At 33.9% G+C, this 12536-nt stretch carries 14 protein-coding genes; 11 read left to right on the forward strand and 3 right to left on the reverse strand.

Annotation, left to right across the window (positions count from 1 at the left end):
- From ABX784_RS11760 to ABX784_RS11785, 6 genes are all read left to right on the forward strand, one after another.
- The coding region (locus tag ABX784_RS11760) for a DNA gyrase subunit A (protein ID WP_372655237.1) at positions 1 to 1822 on the forward strand (1822 nt) is incomplete at its 5' end.
- On the forward strand, positions 1800 to 2600 hold the full coding sequence (locus ABX784_RS11765) for a tetratricopeptide repeat protein (RefSeq protein WP_372655238.1): 801 nt from the start codon (positions 1800 to 1802) through the stop codon (positions 2598 to 2600). The genes ABX784_RS11760 and ABX784_RS11765, both read left to right, overlap by 23 nt.
- Positions 2600 to 2803, forward strand: a complete 204-nt coding sequence (locus tag ABX784_RS11770; protein WP_372655239.1) for a hypothetical protein — start codon at positions 2600 to 2602, stop codon at positions 2801 to 2803. Before ABX784_RS11765 ends, ABX784_RS11770 begins: the two co-directional genes overlap by 1 nt.
- Positions 2775 to 3149 (forward strand): hypothetical protein, encoded by a 375-nt coding sequence (locus tag ABX784_RS11775; RefSeq protein WP_372655240.1) that lies wholly within the window; start codon positions 2775 to 2777, stop codon positions 3147 to 3149. Before ABX784_RS11770 ends, ABX784_RS11775 begins: the two co-directional genes overlap by 29 nt.
- A 2-nt stretch (positions 3150 to 3151) precedes the next feature.
- Entirely contained in the window at positions 3152 to 3943 is a 792-nt protein-coding gene (atpB, locus tag ABX784_RS11780) for a F0F1 ATP synthase subunit A (protein ID WP_372655241.1), read from the forward strand.
- 61 nt (positions 3944 to 4004) lie between these two features.
- A complete protein-coding gene (locus ABX784_RS11785) occupies positions 4005 to 4304 on the forward strand; it encodes an ATP synthase F0 subunit C (protein ID WP_372655242.1) in 300 nt (99 codons plus the stop codon).
- 60 nt (positions 4305 to 4364) lie between these two features.
- Here the strand turns inward: ABX784_RS11785 and ABX784_RS11790 are convergent, their stop codons facing one another.
- Entirely contained in the window at positions 4365 to 4736 is a 372-nt protein-coding gene (locus tag ABX784_RS11790; protein ID WP_372655243.1) for a hypothetical protein, read from the reverse strand.
- Positions 4737 to 5030: 294 nt separating this feature from the next.
- Here ABX784_RS11790 and ribD point away from each other — a divergent pair, with 294 nt between their 5' ends.
- Genes ribD through ABX784_RS11815 form a run of 5 tightly spaced genes read left to right on the forward strand, consistent with a single transcriptional unit; the run spans position 5031 to position 9153 of the window.
- Positions 5031 to 6167, forward strand: coding sequence for a bifunctional diaminohydroxyphosphoribosylaminopyrimidine deaminase/5-amino-6-(5-phosphoribosylamino)uracil reductase RibD (gene ribD, locus ABX784_RS11795; protein ID WP_372655244.1), 1137 nt, complete (start codon positions 5031 to 5033; stop codon positions 6165 to 6167).
- Positions 6152 to 6808 (forward strand): riboflavin synthase, encoded by a 657-nt coding sequence (locus ABX784_RS11800; protein WP_372655245.1) that lies wholly within the window; start codon positions 6152 to 6154, stop codon positions 6806 to 6808. Before ribD ends, ABX784_RS11800 begins: the two co-directional genes overlap by 16 nt.
- Positions 6809 to 8011: a 3,4-dihydroxy-2-butanone-4-phosphate synthase gene (gene ribB / locus ABX784_RS11805; protein WP_372655246.1), complete on the forward strand. Its 1203-nt coding sequence runs from the start codon at positions 6809 to 6811 to the stop codon at positions 8009 to 8011.
- 9 nt (positions 8012 to 8020) lie between these two features.
- On the forward strand, positions 8021 to 8488 hold the full coding sequence (ribE, locus tag ABX784_RS11810; RefSeq protein ID WP_372655247.1) for a 6,7-dimethyl-8-ribityllumazine synthase: 468 nt from the start codon (positions 8021 to 8023) through the stop codon (positions 8486 to 8488).
- Positions 8488 to 9153: a M24 family metallopeptidase gene (locus ABX784_RS11815; RefSeq protein WP_372655248.1), complete on the forward strand. Its 666-nt coding sequence runs from the start codon at positions 8488 to 8490 to the stop codon at positions 9151 to 9153. The genes ribE and ABX784_RS11815 overlap by 1 nt, the downstream gene beginning before the upstream one ends.
- Here ABX784_RS11815 and ABX784_RS11820 read toward each other — a convergent pair.
- Both ABX784_RS11820 and uvrA read right to left on the reverse strand, forming a co-directional pair.
- Positions 9150 to 9920, reverse strand: a complete 771-nt coding sequence (locus ABX784_RS11820; protein ID WP_372655249.1) for a TrmH family RNA methyltransferase — start codon at positions 9918 to 9920, stop codon at positions 9150 to 9152. The two genes, ABX784_RS11815 and ABX784_RS11820, sit on opposite strands and share 4 nt — an antisense overlap.
- The coding region (uvrA, locus tag ABX784_RS11825) for an excinuclease ABC subunit UvrA (RefSeq protein WP_372655250.1) at positions 9917 to 12536 on the reverse strand (2620 nt) is incomplete at its 5' end. The genes uvrA and ABX784_RS11820, both read right to left, overlap by 4 nt.

The raw sequence follows: 12536 nt of genomic DNA on the forward strand, positions 1-12536 counted from the left end.
AGACTTTCCTACATACGGCTCTATTCATGGAACTGAAGGAATAAAGTCTGCATATCATACAGGTCGTGGAATTATTCAAGTTAGAGCAAAAGTAGATATTGAAGTTCACGGTAAACAAGAAAGAGAAAGAATTGTTATTACAGAACTTCCTTACCAGGTAAATAAAGCAAAACTAATTGAAAAGATTGCTGATCTTGTAAACAATAAGGACATCGAAGGTATTTCTGATATTAGAGATGAGTCTTCAAGAGAAGGAATTAGAGTTGTTATTGATTTAAAAAGAGGAGAAATCTCTTCTGTTATCGTAAATAGACTTTATAAAGCGACTCAGCTTCAAGTTTCATTTGGTATTATATTCTTATCAATTTCTAACGGTAGTCCAAAAGTGATGAACCTAAAAGAAATGTTAGAGTGTTTTATTGATCACAGAAGAGAAGTTGTAATTAGAAGAACTGTTTACGAGTTAAAGAAAGCAAAAGAAAGAGCACATATTTTAGAAGGTCTAAAAGTTGCTGTTGAAAACATAGATGAAGTTGTAGAGATAGTTAAAAAATCAGAAGGTCCAGCGGACGCTAAGGCAAAACTTATTTCTAGATTCTCACTAAGTGATATTCAGTCTCAAGCTATTTTAGATATGAGACTTCAAAGACTTACTGGTCTTGAAAGAGATAAAATTATTGCTGATTATGAAGCGATTATGAAAGAGATTGCTAGATTAGAAGAAATTTTAGGTTCTGAAGATCTAATTAAAGGAATCATTAAAGGTGAATTTGAGGAAGTCGTAGAAAGCTACGGTGACGAAAGAAGAACTGCTATTGTTGCTAAGGCCGACGAAATTCAAATTGAAGACCTAGTAAAAAATGAAGATGTTCTAGTTACAATAACTCATAAGGGTTATTTAAAGAGAATGACAATGGATACTTACCGAACTCAAAAAAGAGGTGGGAAAGGTGTTAAGGGTGCAAATAATGCTGATGAGGATTTCTACACAGATATCTTTACTGCTAACACTCACTCTACAATTCTATTCTTCACAAATAGAGGCTCTGTATTCTCTAAGAAAGTTTATAATATTCCTGAGGGAACAAGAACTGCTAAGGGAAGAAATATTGCTAACTTAATCCCAGTGCCTCCAGGTGATAAGATTAAAGAGATCATGTGCATTCCTCCTGAAGAAGAGAGAGAAGGGAAGTTCTTAATGTTTGCTACTGAAAAAGGGCTAGTTAAGAAATCTGCGCTTACTGATTATAATAATATTAAACAATCTGGTCTAAGAGCTATTAAAGTTCAGGATGGAGATTCTGTTTGTAGTGTTAGAGTTAGTGATGGATCAAAAGATGTTCTTTTATGTTCTTCATCTGGAAAAATCATTAGATTTGATGAAGCGGATGCAAGACCAATGGGTAGAGTTTCTCAAGGTGTTAAGGGGATTAACATAGATTCTACTGAAAGAATTATTGGTATGGAACTTATTGATGATACGGTAGAAATTTTATCAATTACAGAAAATGGTTACGGAAAAAGAACTGCTGCTAGTCAGTACCGTAAACAAACTCGTGGTGGTAAAGGTATTCTTGCGATGAGACTTACTGAGAAGAATGGTGAGATCAAACAAATTAAACCTGTTTCTGATAAAGATGATTTGATGGTTATTACAGATAAGGGTCAAGTTGTTAGAACAAAGATTTCAGGTATTTCACTTATGGGTAGAGCTACTCAGGGTGTAAGAATCATCAAGCTAAAAGAAGGTGAATCAGTTGTTTCTGTAGAAAAAATTGTAGAGCCTGATGATAATATAGATGAAACAAGCACAGAAAATTAAAATATTGGCGCTGATATTAATCGGCGCCTTTTTTATTTCATGCGATTTTACTCCTAGGCTTCATAAAAAAATTTTAGGAGCTCAGGAGTACATTCGACTTCAACAGTATCGTAAAGCAATCTCACAATATGAATTAATTTTAAAAGACAATCCTCCCAAAGAAATTAAGGTTAAAATTTATTATCAACTCGGAGAACTTTACTCTATAAATCTTGGTGAGAATAAAAAAGCGATAGAATATTACAGAGAGATTAAAAAGTTCACAGACTCCCCTCTTTGGTTGGTTAAATCAGAGGAAAGAATTGGAGAGATCTCATTTACTTATCTAAAAGATTATAAACTCAGTGAAAAGAGCTACAAGTTATTAGTTGATTTTACCCCAAGACTTGAGAAGTTTGATTTCTATCAATTTAGATTGGCTCAGAATTTTCTTAGGGCCAATGAGTACGAAAGAGCTTATCAAGAGTTTTTAAAAATTCAGTCTAGTTCAAACCATAAATATTACGTTGAGTCTTATTACCAGCTTGGTCTTTTGAATTTTCAAAAGAAAAACTGGAAGGAAGCAGTGAGTGATTGGAAAGAGTACTTAAAAAGAGAAACTAAGAAAGAGAATCTAGTTCAAACAAAGTTTCTCATGGCAAATGCCTATGAAACTATGGAAGAGCTTAAGAAGGCTTATAACCTCTACTATTCTATCCTGGGTGAGTATCCAAATACTGAAGTACTACAAAATAGATTAAATTCTATTTTTCATAGAAGAGTATCTAGGAAAAGGTAATGCTTGATAAGAAATGGGTGCAAATTACTGGATTAGCGTTAAGTTTTCCTTCAACAATATTAGTTTCGGCGTATGGAATGAAACTTCTTGTGGATAAAGAATACCTTGGTAAGACTACAGGCGTGTTGATTTTTCTGGCCATCATCTTCAATACAATATACTTGATGGTCTACTATGCTTTTAAAAACAAAAATAAATCTTAAAAAATTCTTTTTGATGTCTGTTCCAACAACAGTAGTTTTTCTCCTTTTTTCAAGGGGATGGAATGATATCACTGGAACCCTAATTGTTTATGTCGCTACAGTTCTTCACCTTGGCATGTTGGCCGAAGCAGTTTTTGAACTAGTAAAAAGTCAGGTATCTGATGGACATATCCATAGAGTTAAAGATAAGATCATGTATTTATTCGCCGGTAAGTTAACGATTCTCATTTTAAGTCTAGTAATTAGTCGACAGATTATGGGAAATAGGATAATTATACCTGTGATAAATTACGTAATTCAAATATTTATATTAACTTTTAGTATTAGATCTAAAGGTCGAGAGTAAACATGAAAAATATTTTAGCGCTTTTAACACTTCTATCTTCTTCAAACGCACTAGCTGCAGGTGGTTTCACTTGGATTGGTGCTGCACAGGAAGCTCTTCACACTCATTATCCATGGCATGTTGTAACTTTCGTATTAATCGGAGTTCTATTAACTGCAGTTGGTTTAATTTACAGAATGAAGCTTTCTTCAATTTCTAACCCAGTAATTCCAGATAAAGGTTTTACTTTTAGAAATATTGTAGAAGCTTATGGTAAATTTATTTACACTCAATGTAATGCCGTTCTTGGTGAAAAGGATGCTCCAGTTTATTTTAAATTTGTAGCAACAACTTTCATCTTGATCTTTGCATCAAACTTGATTGGTCTTATTCCTGGTTTCTTACCTCCGACTGAGCACTTATCAACTACTATGGCACTTGGATGTTTCTCATTCATTTACTTTAATGCAAAAGGTTGTAAAGAATTAGGAACTATTAATTACCTTAAGCACTTCGCTGGACCACTTTGGTATATGGCCGTGCTAATTTTCCCAATTGAAATACTTTCAACTTGTATTCGCCCAATTTCATTAGCATTACGTCTAAATGGAAATATGATGGGAGATCACAAGGTTTTAACAACATTCTTAAATCTTGAAGTTATGGGATTTAATGTTGCTTGGTTATTTGGAGCCGTACCATTCTACCTTTTAGGTTTACTAGTATGCTTTATCCAAGCTTATGTTTTTACAATGTTATCAATGGTTTATATTAGTTTAGCGACTGCTCATCACGATCATGCTGAGCACCACTAAGAGAATATAGACTTATAATTTTATCCTCGGTAGAGAGATGCCGAGTTTTTTGGAGTTCAAAATGAGAAATATCGTTTTAGGTTTCGCAGTAGCAGTACCACTATTATTCACTTGGCAAGCATTTGGTGCAGAAGGTGGAATGGATGCTCAATCTGTTAAGTATTTAGCTTACTTCTTCGCAATGGCAATCGCTGCTTTTGGTGGAACAGCTGCTCAATCAAATGCTGCTTCTGTAGCTCTAGAAGGTATCGCAAGAAACCCATCTGCTGCTGACAAGATTCAAACACCAATGATTCTTGCTCTTGCTCTTATGGAATCACTTGTTATCTTTACTCTTATCTCAGTTTTCCTAGTAGGATAATTAAGATAGTTTAAAACAAGATCTTAATGAGGCCACTCTTTTGAGTGGCCTTTTTTATTTTTAAATCATTTCAATATCTTTTTCTATCTGCTCTATTTTTATATAAATTGAGTTTGAAGATTTTTGATAATTAATTGATTCGATTTCCTTTTTAACTTCTCTTAAATCATTTTCAATTTGCTGACTAATTATAGCAATTATCTTTCCTTCATTATGATCAATATCTAGAGGAAGAGTTCCTAGTGTTCTTTCTAGTTTTAGAGTAAGTCTGTTAACCTCCGACTCTAAAAATGTACTCTCAGACGCTTCAATTTTAGTATGCAAGAACTCATTATTAATAAGTGACTCAGATTCATGGGGACTCCTAGCAGAGGCCTTATATGAGCTTGCAAAGATTAGTGCTAGCAATAATATATAACTAATAACTTTCATGGTTTCTCCTTTTTCTTCTCTATTAAATTATAGGCAATAGGGTTGATTTAAAGGGGGCTTTAGAAAAAACTACATGGGGTGTATTTAGTTTATACACAAGTAACCTATTGAAACTTAGAAGATTATGGAAAAGATTAATAAATATTATTGATATGCATAATATTGTTTTTAAATATTAACGTGATTTCTTCTTAAGAAGAAATAGTCAGAGATATCAGATATTTATTTAACTTTTGTTCTATGAAAAAAAGACATAACTATCTGAAAGGTATAGATTTTATGTTATAAGCAGCCATGGATTTAAAGATAGATGAACAGTACATTAAGATGTGTTTTGACCTTGCAAAAGAAAGCACTGGTCAAGTCTCACCTAACCCTTTAGTTGGGTCAGTAGTCGTTCAAGATAATATAATAATTGGACAAGGAAAACATGAGTTCTATGGTGGTCCTCATGCAGAACCTAATGCAATATTGACAGCAACCGAGTCTGTAGAAGGTGCTACTCTTTATTGTAACTTAGAGCCTTGCTGTCATACTAATAAACAAACCCCTCCATGCACAAGCTTAATTATACAGAGCAAAATTAAGAGAGTTGTAATTTCAAATCTTGATCCAAACCCTGAGGTTGCAGGAAAGGGCGTTAAAAAACTTCGTGAAGCAGGAATTGCAGTTAGTGTTGGAATCCTTAAGGAAGAAGGCGAAGAACTAAATGAAGTGTTCTTTAAATATATACAAACTAAGAAACCATTTATTCATATTAAATTAGCTCAGACTCTTGATGGAAAAATAGCAACTCAATCAGGTGATTCTAAATGGATTAGTAATATTTCTGCTAGAGAGCGTGTACATGTTTGGCGTCAAAAGTACGATGCTGTTTTAATTGGCAGAAATACTTTAGAGAAAGATGATCCAACATTAAATATTAGAATGGGTGTTGATGCTAAAGGTAAAGTTCCATATCGAATTGTTTTAGGCTCAATTCATAAAATGAAAAATAGCTATAAACTATTTCAAGACGAGAATACTAGTAGAACAATAATTGTTACAAGTGCAGAATCACACTCCCTATGTCAGAAAGAGTTTTTAGATTCAATAGAAAGTAACAAGGTTAAAATTATTCTTGTTAATAAGAATAGTGAATCATTTGATCATGAAGACCTGCTTATTAAACTTGGTTCACTAAAAATAACTTCAGTTTTAGTAGAGGGTGGTCAAAGTGTTATCACATCATTCATAGACCAAAACCAATACGATAAGTTAAGCTTATTCATTTGCCCTAAAATAATAGGAAATGGAATTTCATTTTATAAGAATGATTTAAATTTATTAATGAAAGATGCTATTGAATTTACTAACTCTAAGGTTGAAAGCTTAGATGGACAGATTGTCTATCATACATATTCTGGAGGACAAAAATGTTTACAGGATTAGTTAAAGAAATTGGATCTGTTAAGACAATTAATGGAAACCAAGAAGGTAAAGAGCTAGCTATATATTCCAAAGAATTGATCAAAGATATAAAGGTTGATGACTCAGTCTCTGTTAATGGTGCATGTCAAACAGCTATTAGAGTTGCGGATGATCACTTTGTTGTACAAACGATTCATACTAGCTTAGAGAAGACAACTTTAGGGAAATTACAAGTTGGCGAAGAAGTAAACTTAGAACTGGCTCTTCAGTTGAGCGATAGACTTGGTGGTCACTTAGTTCAAGGCCATGTGAACTCTATGGCCAACATTGTTGATATACAGAATAAGGGTAAGAACTATCTTTTAAAATCTAAAATAGATAGAGAACAAATGAAGTATATAGTTAAAGAAGGTTCCATAACAATTGAAGGAATTTCTTTAACTGTTGCTGATTTAGATAGAGATCAAAATACATTCACTGTTTCAATTATTCCTCATACTTGGATGAATACTGTTCTAAGAAATAGAAGAGTTGGCTCAGTTATAAATATAGAAGTTGATATCCTAGGCAAGTATGTTGAAAACTTGCTTTTTTATAAGGGAAGTCATAAAACGTCAGAATCACAAATGAGTGAAGATTGGCTAAGGTCAAAAGGTTTTTAAATGTTTGATAGTATTGAAAGCGCCATTGAAGATATTAAGCTCGGTAAAATCATTATCGTCATTGATGATGAAGATAGAGAAAACGAAGGTGATTTTATCATGGCAGCAGATAAAGTTACTCCTGAGGCCATTAATTTTATGGCGACATATGGGCGTGGACTCATTTGTACACCTATTACAAAAGATAGGGCCGAGGAACTTGATCTTGATATTATGGTTAAGTCTAGTGGCTGTGTTAACAATACTGCCTTCACAGTATCAATAGATTTAGACAATGGTGGTACAGGCATTTCATGTGAAGACAGGTCATTAACAACACTGGCATTAACCGAAGATTCAACTAAAGGTACTGATTTTGTTAAGCCTGGCCATATATTCCCACTAATAGCTAGAGATGGGGGAGTATTAGTTAGAAATGGACATACTGAAGCTGCAGTAGATTTTGCTAGATTAGCAGGTTGTCATCCTTCAGGAGTTATTTGTGAAATAATGAATGAAGATGGAACGATGGCCAGAACTGATGATTTGAAGAAAGTCGCTACTAAACATGGTCTTAAATTTGTTACAATCAAAGATCTTGTTAATTATAGAAAAAAGTTGCAAAAAAAAAATGCAGTAATGACATCTGAGATAGATTTTCCAAATAAGTTTGGAAACTTCAAACTTAGAATGTATGAAGTGGAAGACTCAAATGAGCATCATGTTGCAATTGTTAAAGGAGTGATCTCAAAAGATACTCCAACTCTCGTAAGAATTCACTCTGAATGCTTTACCGGAGATATATTTGGATCTCTACGATGTGATTGTGGGGACCAGCTAAATAACTCTATGAAGTTAATCGAAGAAGCTGGATCTGGTGTTATTCTTTATATGCGTCAAGAAGGACGAGGAATAGGCTTACCAAATAAAATCAAAGCATATGCTCTTCAAGACCAAGGCTTAGATACAGTTGATGCAAATAGAGCATTGGGCTTTGGAGATGATCTAAGAACTTATGACGTAGCTATTTCAATGCTTAAAGATATTGGGGTTAATAAGGTTCAACTTCTTACAAATAACCCACTAAAAGTTTCTTCATTAATGGATGCAGAATTTGAAGTTGTTAATAGACATCCTATTGAAACATTAGCTAATGAAACAAATATTGATTACTTAAGAACAAAGAAAAATAGAATGAATCATTTACTTGATTCTATAAATTAGGAGATATCTATGGCCAATCTAATTGAGGGAAACCTATCGGCTGAAGGAAAGAAGTTTGCAATCGTATCTGCAAGGTTCAATGAGTTCATTACAGGTAAACTTGTTAATGGAGCAGTTGATTGTCTTAAGAGACACCAAGCTGCAGAAAATGATATTGATGTTGCTTGGGTTCCAGGTGCATTTGAAATAAGCTTAATGGCACAAATGTTAGCAAAATCAAATAAGTATGACGCTGTAATTTGCCTTGGAGCTGTTATTAGAGGGACAACTCCTCACTTTGATTACGTTTGTTCTGAGGTAGCAAAAGGAGTTTCAAAAATTTCTTTAGATACAGAAGTTCCAGTAATTTTTGGAGTTATTACTACTGATACAATTGAACAAGCAATTGAAAGAGCAGGAACTAAGGCCGGAAATAAAGGTTGGGATGCTGCAATGTCTGGAATTGAAATGGCCAGCTTAATGAGTCAATTCAATTAATGACTACAGATTCAAATATAGAGGGAGTGGGCTCTTCTTTTAGTGAAGAGCTATTTCTAAAATGTAGATTGAAGACGATTAATGCCGTTAAGCTAATAGCTTCTAAAATAAAGCCCGGAATGTCAGAACTTGATGGTCACAAAGTTATAGATCAAGTTCTTAATGACCTTGGCTGTGAGAAAAAGTGGCATCCAAGTAAGTTTAGAATTGGAGAAAATACTCTAAAGTCATTTAAAGAAAAATCAGATCTTTCTATAATATTACAGGAAAATGATATTTTCTTTATTGATATTGGTCCGGTTTTTTATGATCATGAAGGTGATTATGGTGAAACTTTTGTTGTTGGTAACTCTGAAAAATATAATAATATAAAAAATGCTAGTGAAAAAATCTTTAAGCTTGCTTCAATTGCTGCCGAAAAAGATAAGCTAACAGGCTCTGCACTATATGATTATGCAGAAAGTTGTGCTCACGAGTTAGGTTATAAGTTTAATGATCAAATGAAGGGTCATAGGCTTGGTGATTTTCCTCATGCGATCTTCACAAGATCTAACCTTGCAGATACTTCAATAGTTCCTCAAGGAAATCTGTGGGTTCTTGAAGTTTTAATTACTCACCCTACCGAGAAATTCGGTGCTTTCTTTGAAGATCTAATAAAAATTTAAAGTGAAAACTGATAGAGTACAATAGAACTTGAGCATGCAGCATTTAAGTGTGCAACTTCATCATCAATGGGTATTCTTATTATATCGTTACTATTTTCGAGAACAGATTTTTCTATCCCATGACCTTCACTACCAATAATCACACACGCTTTATTAGAAAATTGATAATTTGGTAAATCAATAGCGCCGTCCTGGTTTGCAGTACTTATTATTCTGAATCCTTTTTCTTTTAATGAAGATAGATCATTGTTTAGGTTTTCACTTTTATAAACCTTCACCTTAAAAATATTTCCCATTGAAACCCTAATACATCTTCTCGCATAGGGAGAGCATGTTTTAGAATCTATAATGATAGAATTGATGTTGAAAGCAGCACTATTTCTGATTATTGTCCCAATATTTTCTGGAGAAGTAAGTCCATTTAATATTAAAACTTTATCTTCTAGTTCATCTATAGAAATATATTGAGGTCTTTTAGCAAGAACCATAACTCCGTGGTGTAACTTATGACCTACAATCTGCTCCATTATTTCTTTAGAGGCGGTATAAATAGGTGCTCCCTTCTCTTTAAGAATATTCGAATACTTCTCGATAAATTCACGGTGAGCAAATACTTTAAGTACTTCAGTATTAGAGTTTAATAATTTTTTGACTACCTTTTCAGACTCAACAATTATTTGTTCGTTAAGATTTAGAGTTTTATCTTTTAAAGAAAGAAACTCTTTAATTGCTGGATCACTTATTTCAATTACTTCGTTGATAATCACTTGAGAATCCTTTTAAGATATTTACCTGTGTAAGAACCTTTCACTTTAGCGACTTCTTCAGGAGTACCTTCAGCAACAATTTCACCACCATTGCGTCCACCCTCAGGACCTAGATCAATAATGTAGTCCGCTGTTTTTATAACATCTAAATTGTGTTCTATAATTAAGACTGAATGTCCTTGGTCCACTAGGCTGTGTACTGCATCTAGTAGAATTTTAATGTCTTGGAAATGAAGTCCAGTTGTTGGCTCATCTAGGACGTATAGGCAGTGACCTTTGGTCATTTTAGAGAGCTCTTTAGAAAGCTTTAATCTTTGTGCTTCTCCACCAGACAGTGTGGTTGCTGATTGACCTAGTTTAATATATCCAAGTCCTACAGAGACCATCGTAGATAGAATTCTATTCATTTTTTTATGATTTTCAAAAAAGTCTGCGGCCTCTTCAATGCTCATATTTAAAACATCAGCAATATTTTTACCTCGGTATAAGATAGAGAGAGTTTCGTTGTTGTACCTAGATCCGTGACATTCACTACAAGTAATATAAACATCAGGAAGAAAATGCATTTCTATTTTCTTTACTCCATTGCCTTCACACTCTTCACAGCGACCACCTTTAACATTGAAGCTGAATCTTCCTTGTTTATATCCTCTTATTTGTGACTCTGTTGTCTTTGCATAAAGTTTTCTGACTTCATCAAATAGCCCAGCATAAGTTGCAGGATTTGAGTTGGGAGTTCTTCCAATCGGGCTTTGATCTAGTTCTATAATCGATTTGAGAGGATCAAGGCCAATAATTGAATGATAGTTTGATCTTCTATATAAGTTTTTATTTGCTCGAAGAATATTAGTCTTTATTGCTGGAACAAGAACTTCATGAATTAGTGATGATTTTCCAGAGCCACTGACTCCTGTTACACACACTAGTCCCCCTAGAGGTATTTTCAGGGATACACTTTTTAAATTATTATGTTTTGCTTTTTTAAGCTGTATAAACTCTGAAAATTCTTTTCTTTGTGGAGGAATATCAATCTTTATTTTCCCACTAAGAAATTGCGCGGTAAGAGATTTTTTATTTTTTAATATTTCTTCAGGAGTTCCTTGCGCAACAATATTACCTCCGTGAATACCCGCGCCAGGGCCTATATCGATTATGTAATCTGCTTCCCTCATTGTATCTTCGTCGTGTTCGACAACAAGAACAGTATTACCAAGATCTCTTAGTGATTTGAGAGTTTCAATAAGCCTATCGTTATCTCTTTGGTGAAGACCTATACTTGGCTCATCTAAGACATAGAGAACCCCGGATAGTGCGGAGCCAATCTGAGTGGCCAGCCTTATTCTTTGGCTCTCACCCCCAGACAGAGTAGAAGCACTTCTATTGATTGTTAAATAATCAAGACCAACATTCACAAGAAATTGAAGTCTATTTTCAATCTCTTTAAGAAGTTTTTCGGCGATAAGTTTCTTTTCACCTGTTAATTTAATAGCCTTAAAAAAGTTATATGCAGAGAGAATATCCATTTCAGATATATCCATAATATTCTTTTTTGCAATCTTAGTACTTAAGGCAATTGGCTTAAGTCTATGTCCATTACAAGAAGAACATGTGATTATATTCATATATTCTTCTAGCTCTTTTCTAACTTTTTCAGAGCCAGACTCTGTATATTTCTTTTCAAACCAGTCAGTTATTCCTGGAAAGGCCTTAGAGAATTCATAGTATGAACTTTCAGATGAAAATTTATACTTATAAACTTTGTCACTTCCATTATATAAGATATTAGTGAAAGCTTTAGGAAGCTTCTTTAAAGGAATTGAGAGATCAACTTTCTCTTTCTCTGCAATGCTTAAGATCATTTTATAGAGAAAAGAATTCTTTTTACTTAAGGGTTTTATAGCTCCATCTAGTATTGATATTCCATCATCGGTGATCATTCTATTTAATTCAAAATCTTTCTTCTGACCTATTCCATTACATGTATCACAAGCTCCCAGTGGTGAGTTAAATGAAAATAGTCTTGGCTCAAGGTCTGGAAATATTTCACCTGTAACTGCAGAGATATTCTTCTCACTAAATGTAAGTACTTCGTCTTCCCCTACTAATATATTAACTGTTCCATTACTTAGCTTAAGTGCATGTTCAACTGAGTCGGTAATTCTTTTTTCAATGTCTTTTTTTAAAAGAACTCTATCAATTACAATATCAAAGGATTTTGCAGACTTTGGAGCATCTTCTAATTGAACAACTTCTCCGTCAATGAATGCCCTGACAAACCCCATGGATTGATACTTAGTTATTTCAGACTTTAGGTTGATCTTTTTTCCATGAACGATAGGAGCCATTATATGTAGCTTTGTTTTTACCGGCAGCTCTAGAAGTTCACGAACAATTTGAGTTGGAGTATAGCGTCTTATTTCATCTCCAGACTCGGGATCGTATAATGTCCCTGCCCTAGCAAAGAGAACTCTCATATAATCGTAAATTTCTGTGATAGTACCTACAGTTGATCTAGGATTTCGACTACTTGATTTTTGATCAATGGCTATCGCTGGAGACAAGCCTGTAATAGATTCAACATCGGGAGGTTGATACTGACCAAGAAATTGTCTTGCG

Source organism: Halobacteriovorax sp. (genome assembly GCF_041587335.1).
Taxonomy (GTDB): Bacteria; Bdellovibrionota; Bacteriovoracia; order Bacteriovoracales; family Bacteriovoracaceae; genus Halobacteriovorax.

Bases quoted from the DNA above. Each gene is read 5' to 3' on its own strand.
- ABX784_RS11765 (WP_372655238.1), top strand. From the start codon at position 1,800: ATGAAACAAGCACAGAAAATTAAAATATTGGCGCTGATATTAATCGGC.
- ribD (WP_372655244.1), top strand. From the start codon at position 5,031: ATGGATTTAAAGATAGATGAACAGTACATTAAGATGTGTTTTGACCTT.
- ABX784_RS11815 (WP_372655248.1), top strand. From the start codon at position 8,488: ATGACTACAGATTCAAATATAGAGGGAGTGGGCTCTTCTTTTAGTGAA.
- ribE (WP_372655247.1), top strand. From the start codon at position 8,021: ATGGCCAATCTAATTGAGGGAAACCTATCGGCTGAAGGAAAGAAGTTT.
- ABX784_RS11775 (WP_372655240.1), top strand. From the start codon at position 2,775: ATGCTTTTAAAAACAAAAATAAATCTTAAAAAATTCTTTTTGATGTCT.
- ABX784_RS11790 (WP_372655243.1), bottom strand. From the start codon at position 4,736: ATGAAAGTTATTAGTTATATATTATTGCTAGCACTAATCTTTGCAAGC.
- ABX784_RS11800 (WP_372655245.1), top strand. From the start codon at position 6,152: ATGTTTACAGGATTAGTTAAAGAAATTGGATCTGTTAAGACAATTAAT.
- atpB (WP_372655241.1), top strand. From the start codon at position 3,152: ATGAAAAATATTTTAGCGCTTTTAACACTTCTATCTTCTTCAAACGCA.
- ABX784_RS11770 (WP_372655239.1), top strand. From the start codon at position 2,600: ATGCTTGATAAGAAATGGGTGCAAATTACTGGATTAGCGTTAAGTTTT.
- ribB (WP_372655246.1), top strand. From the start codon at position 6,809: ATGTTTGATAGTATTGAAAGCGCCATTGAAGATATTAAGCTCGGTAAA.
- ABX784_RS11785 (WP_372655242.1), top strand. From the start codon at position 4,005: ATGAGAAATATCGTTTTAGGTTTCGCAGTAGCAGTACCACTATTATTC.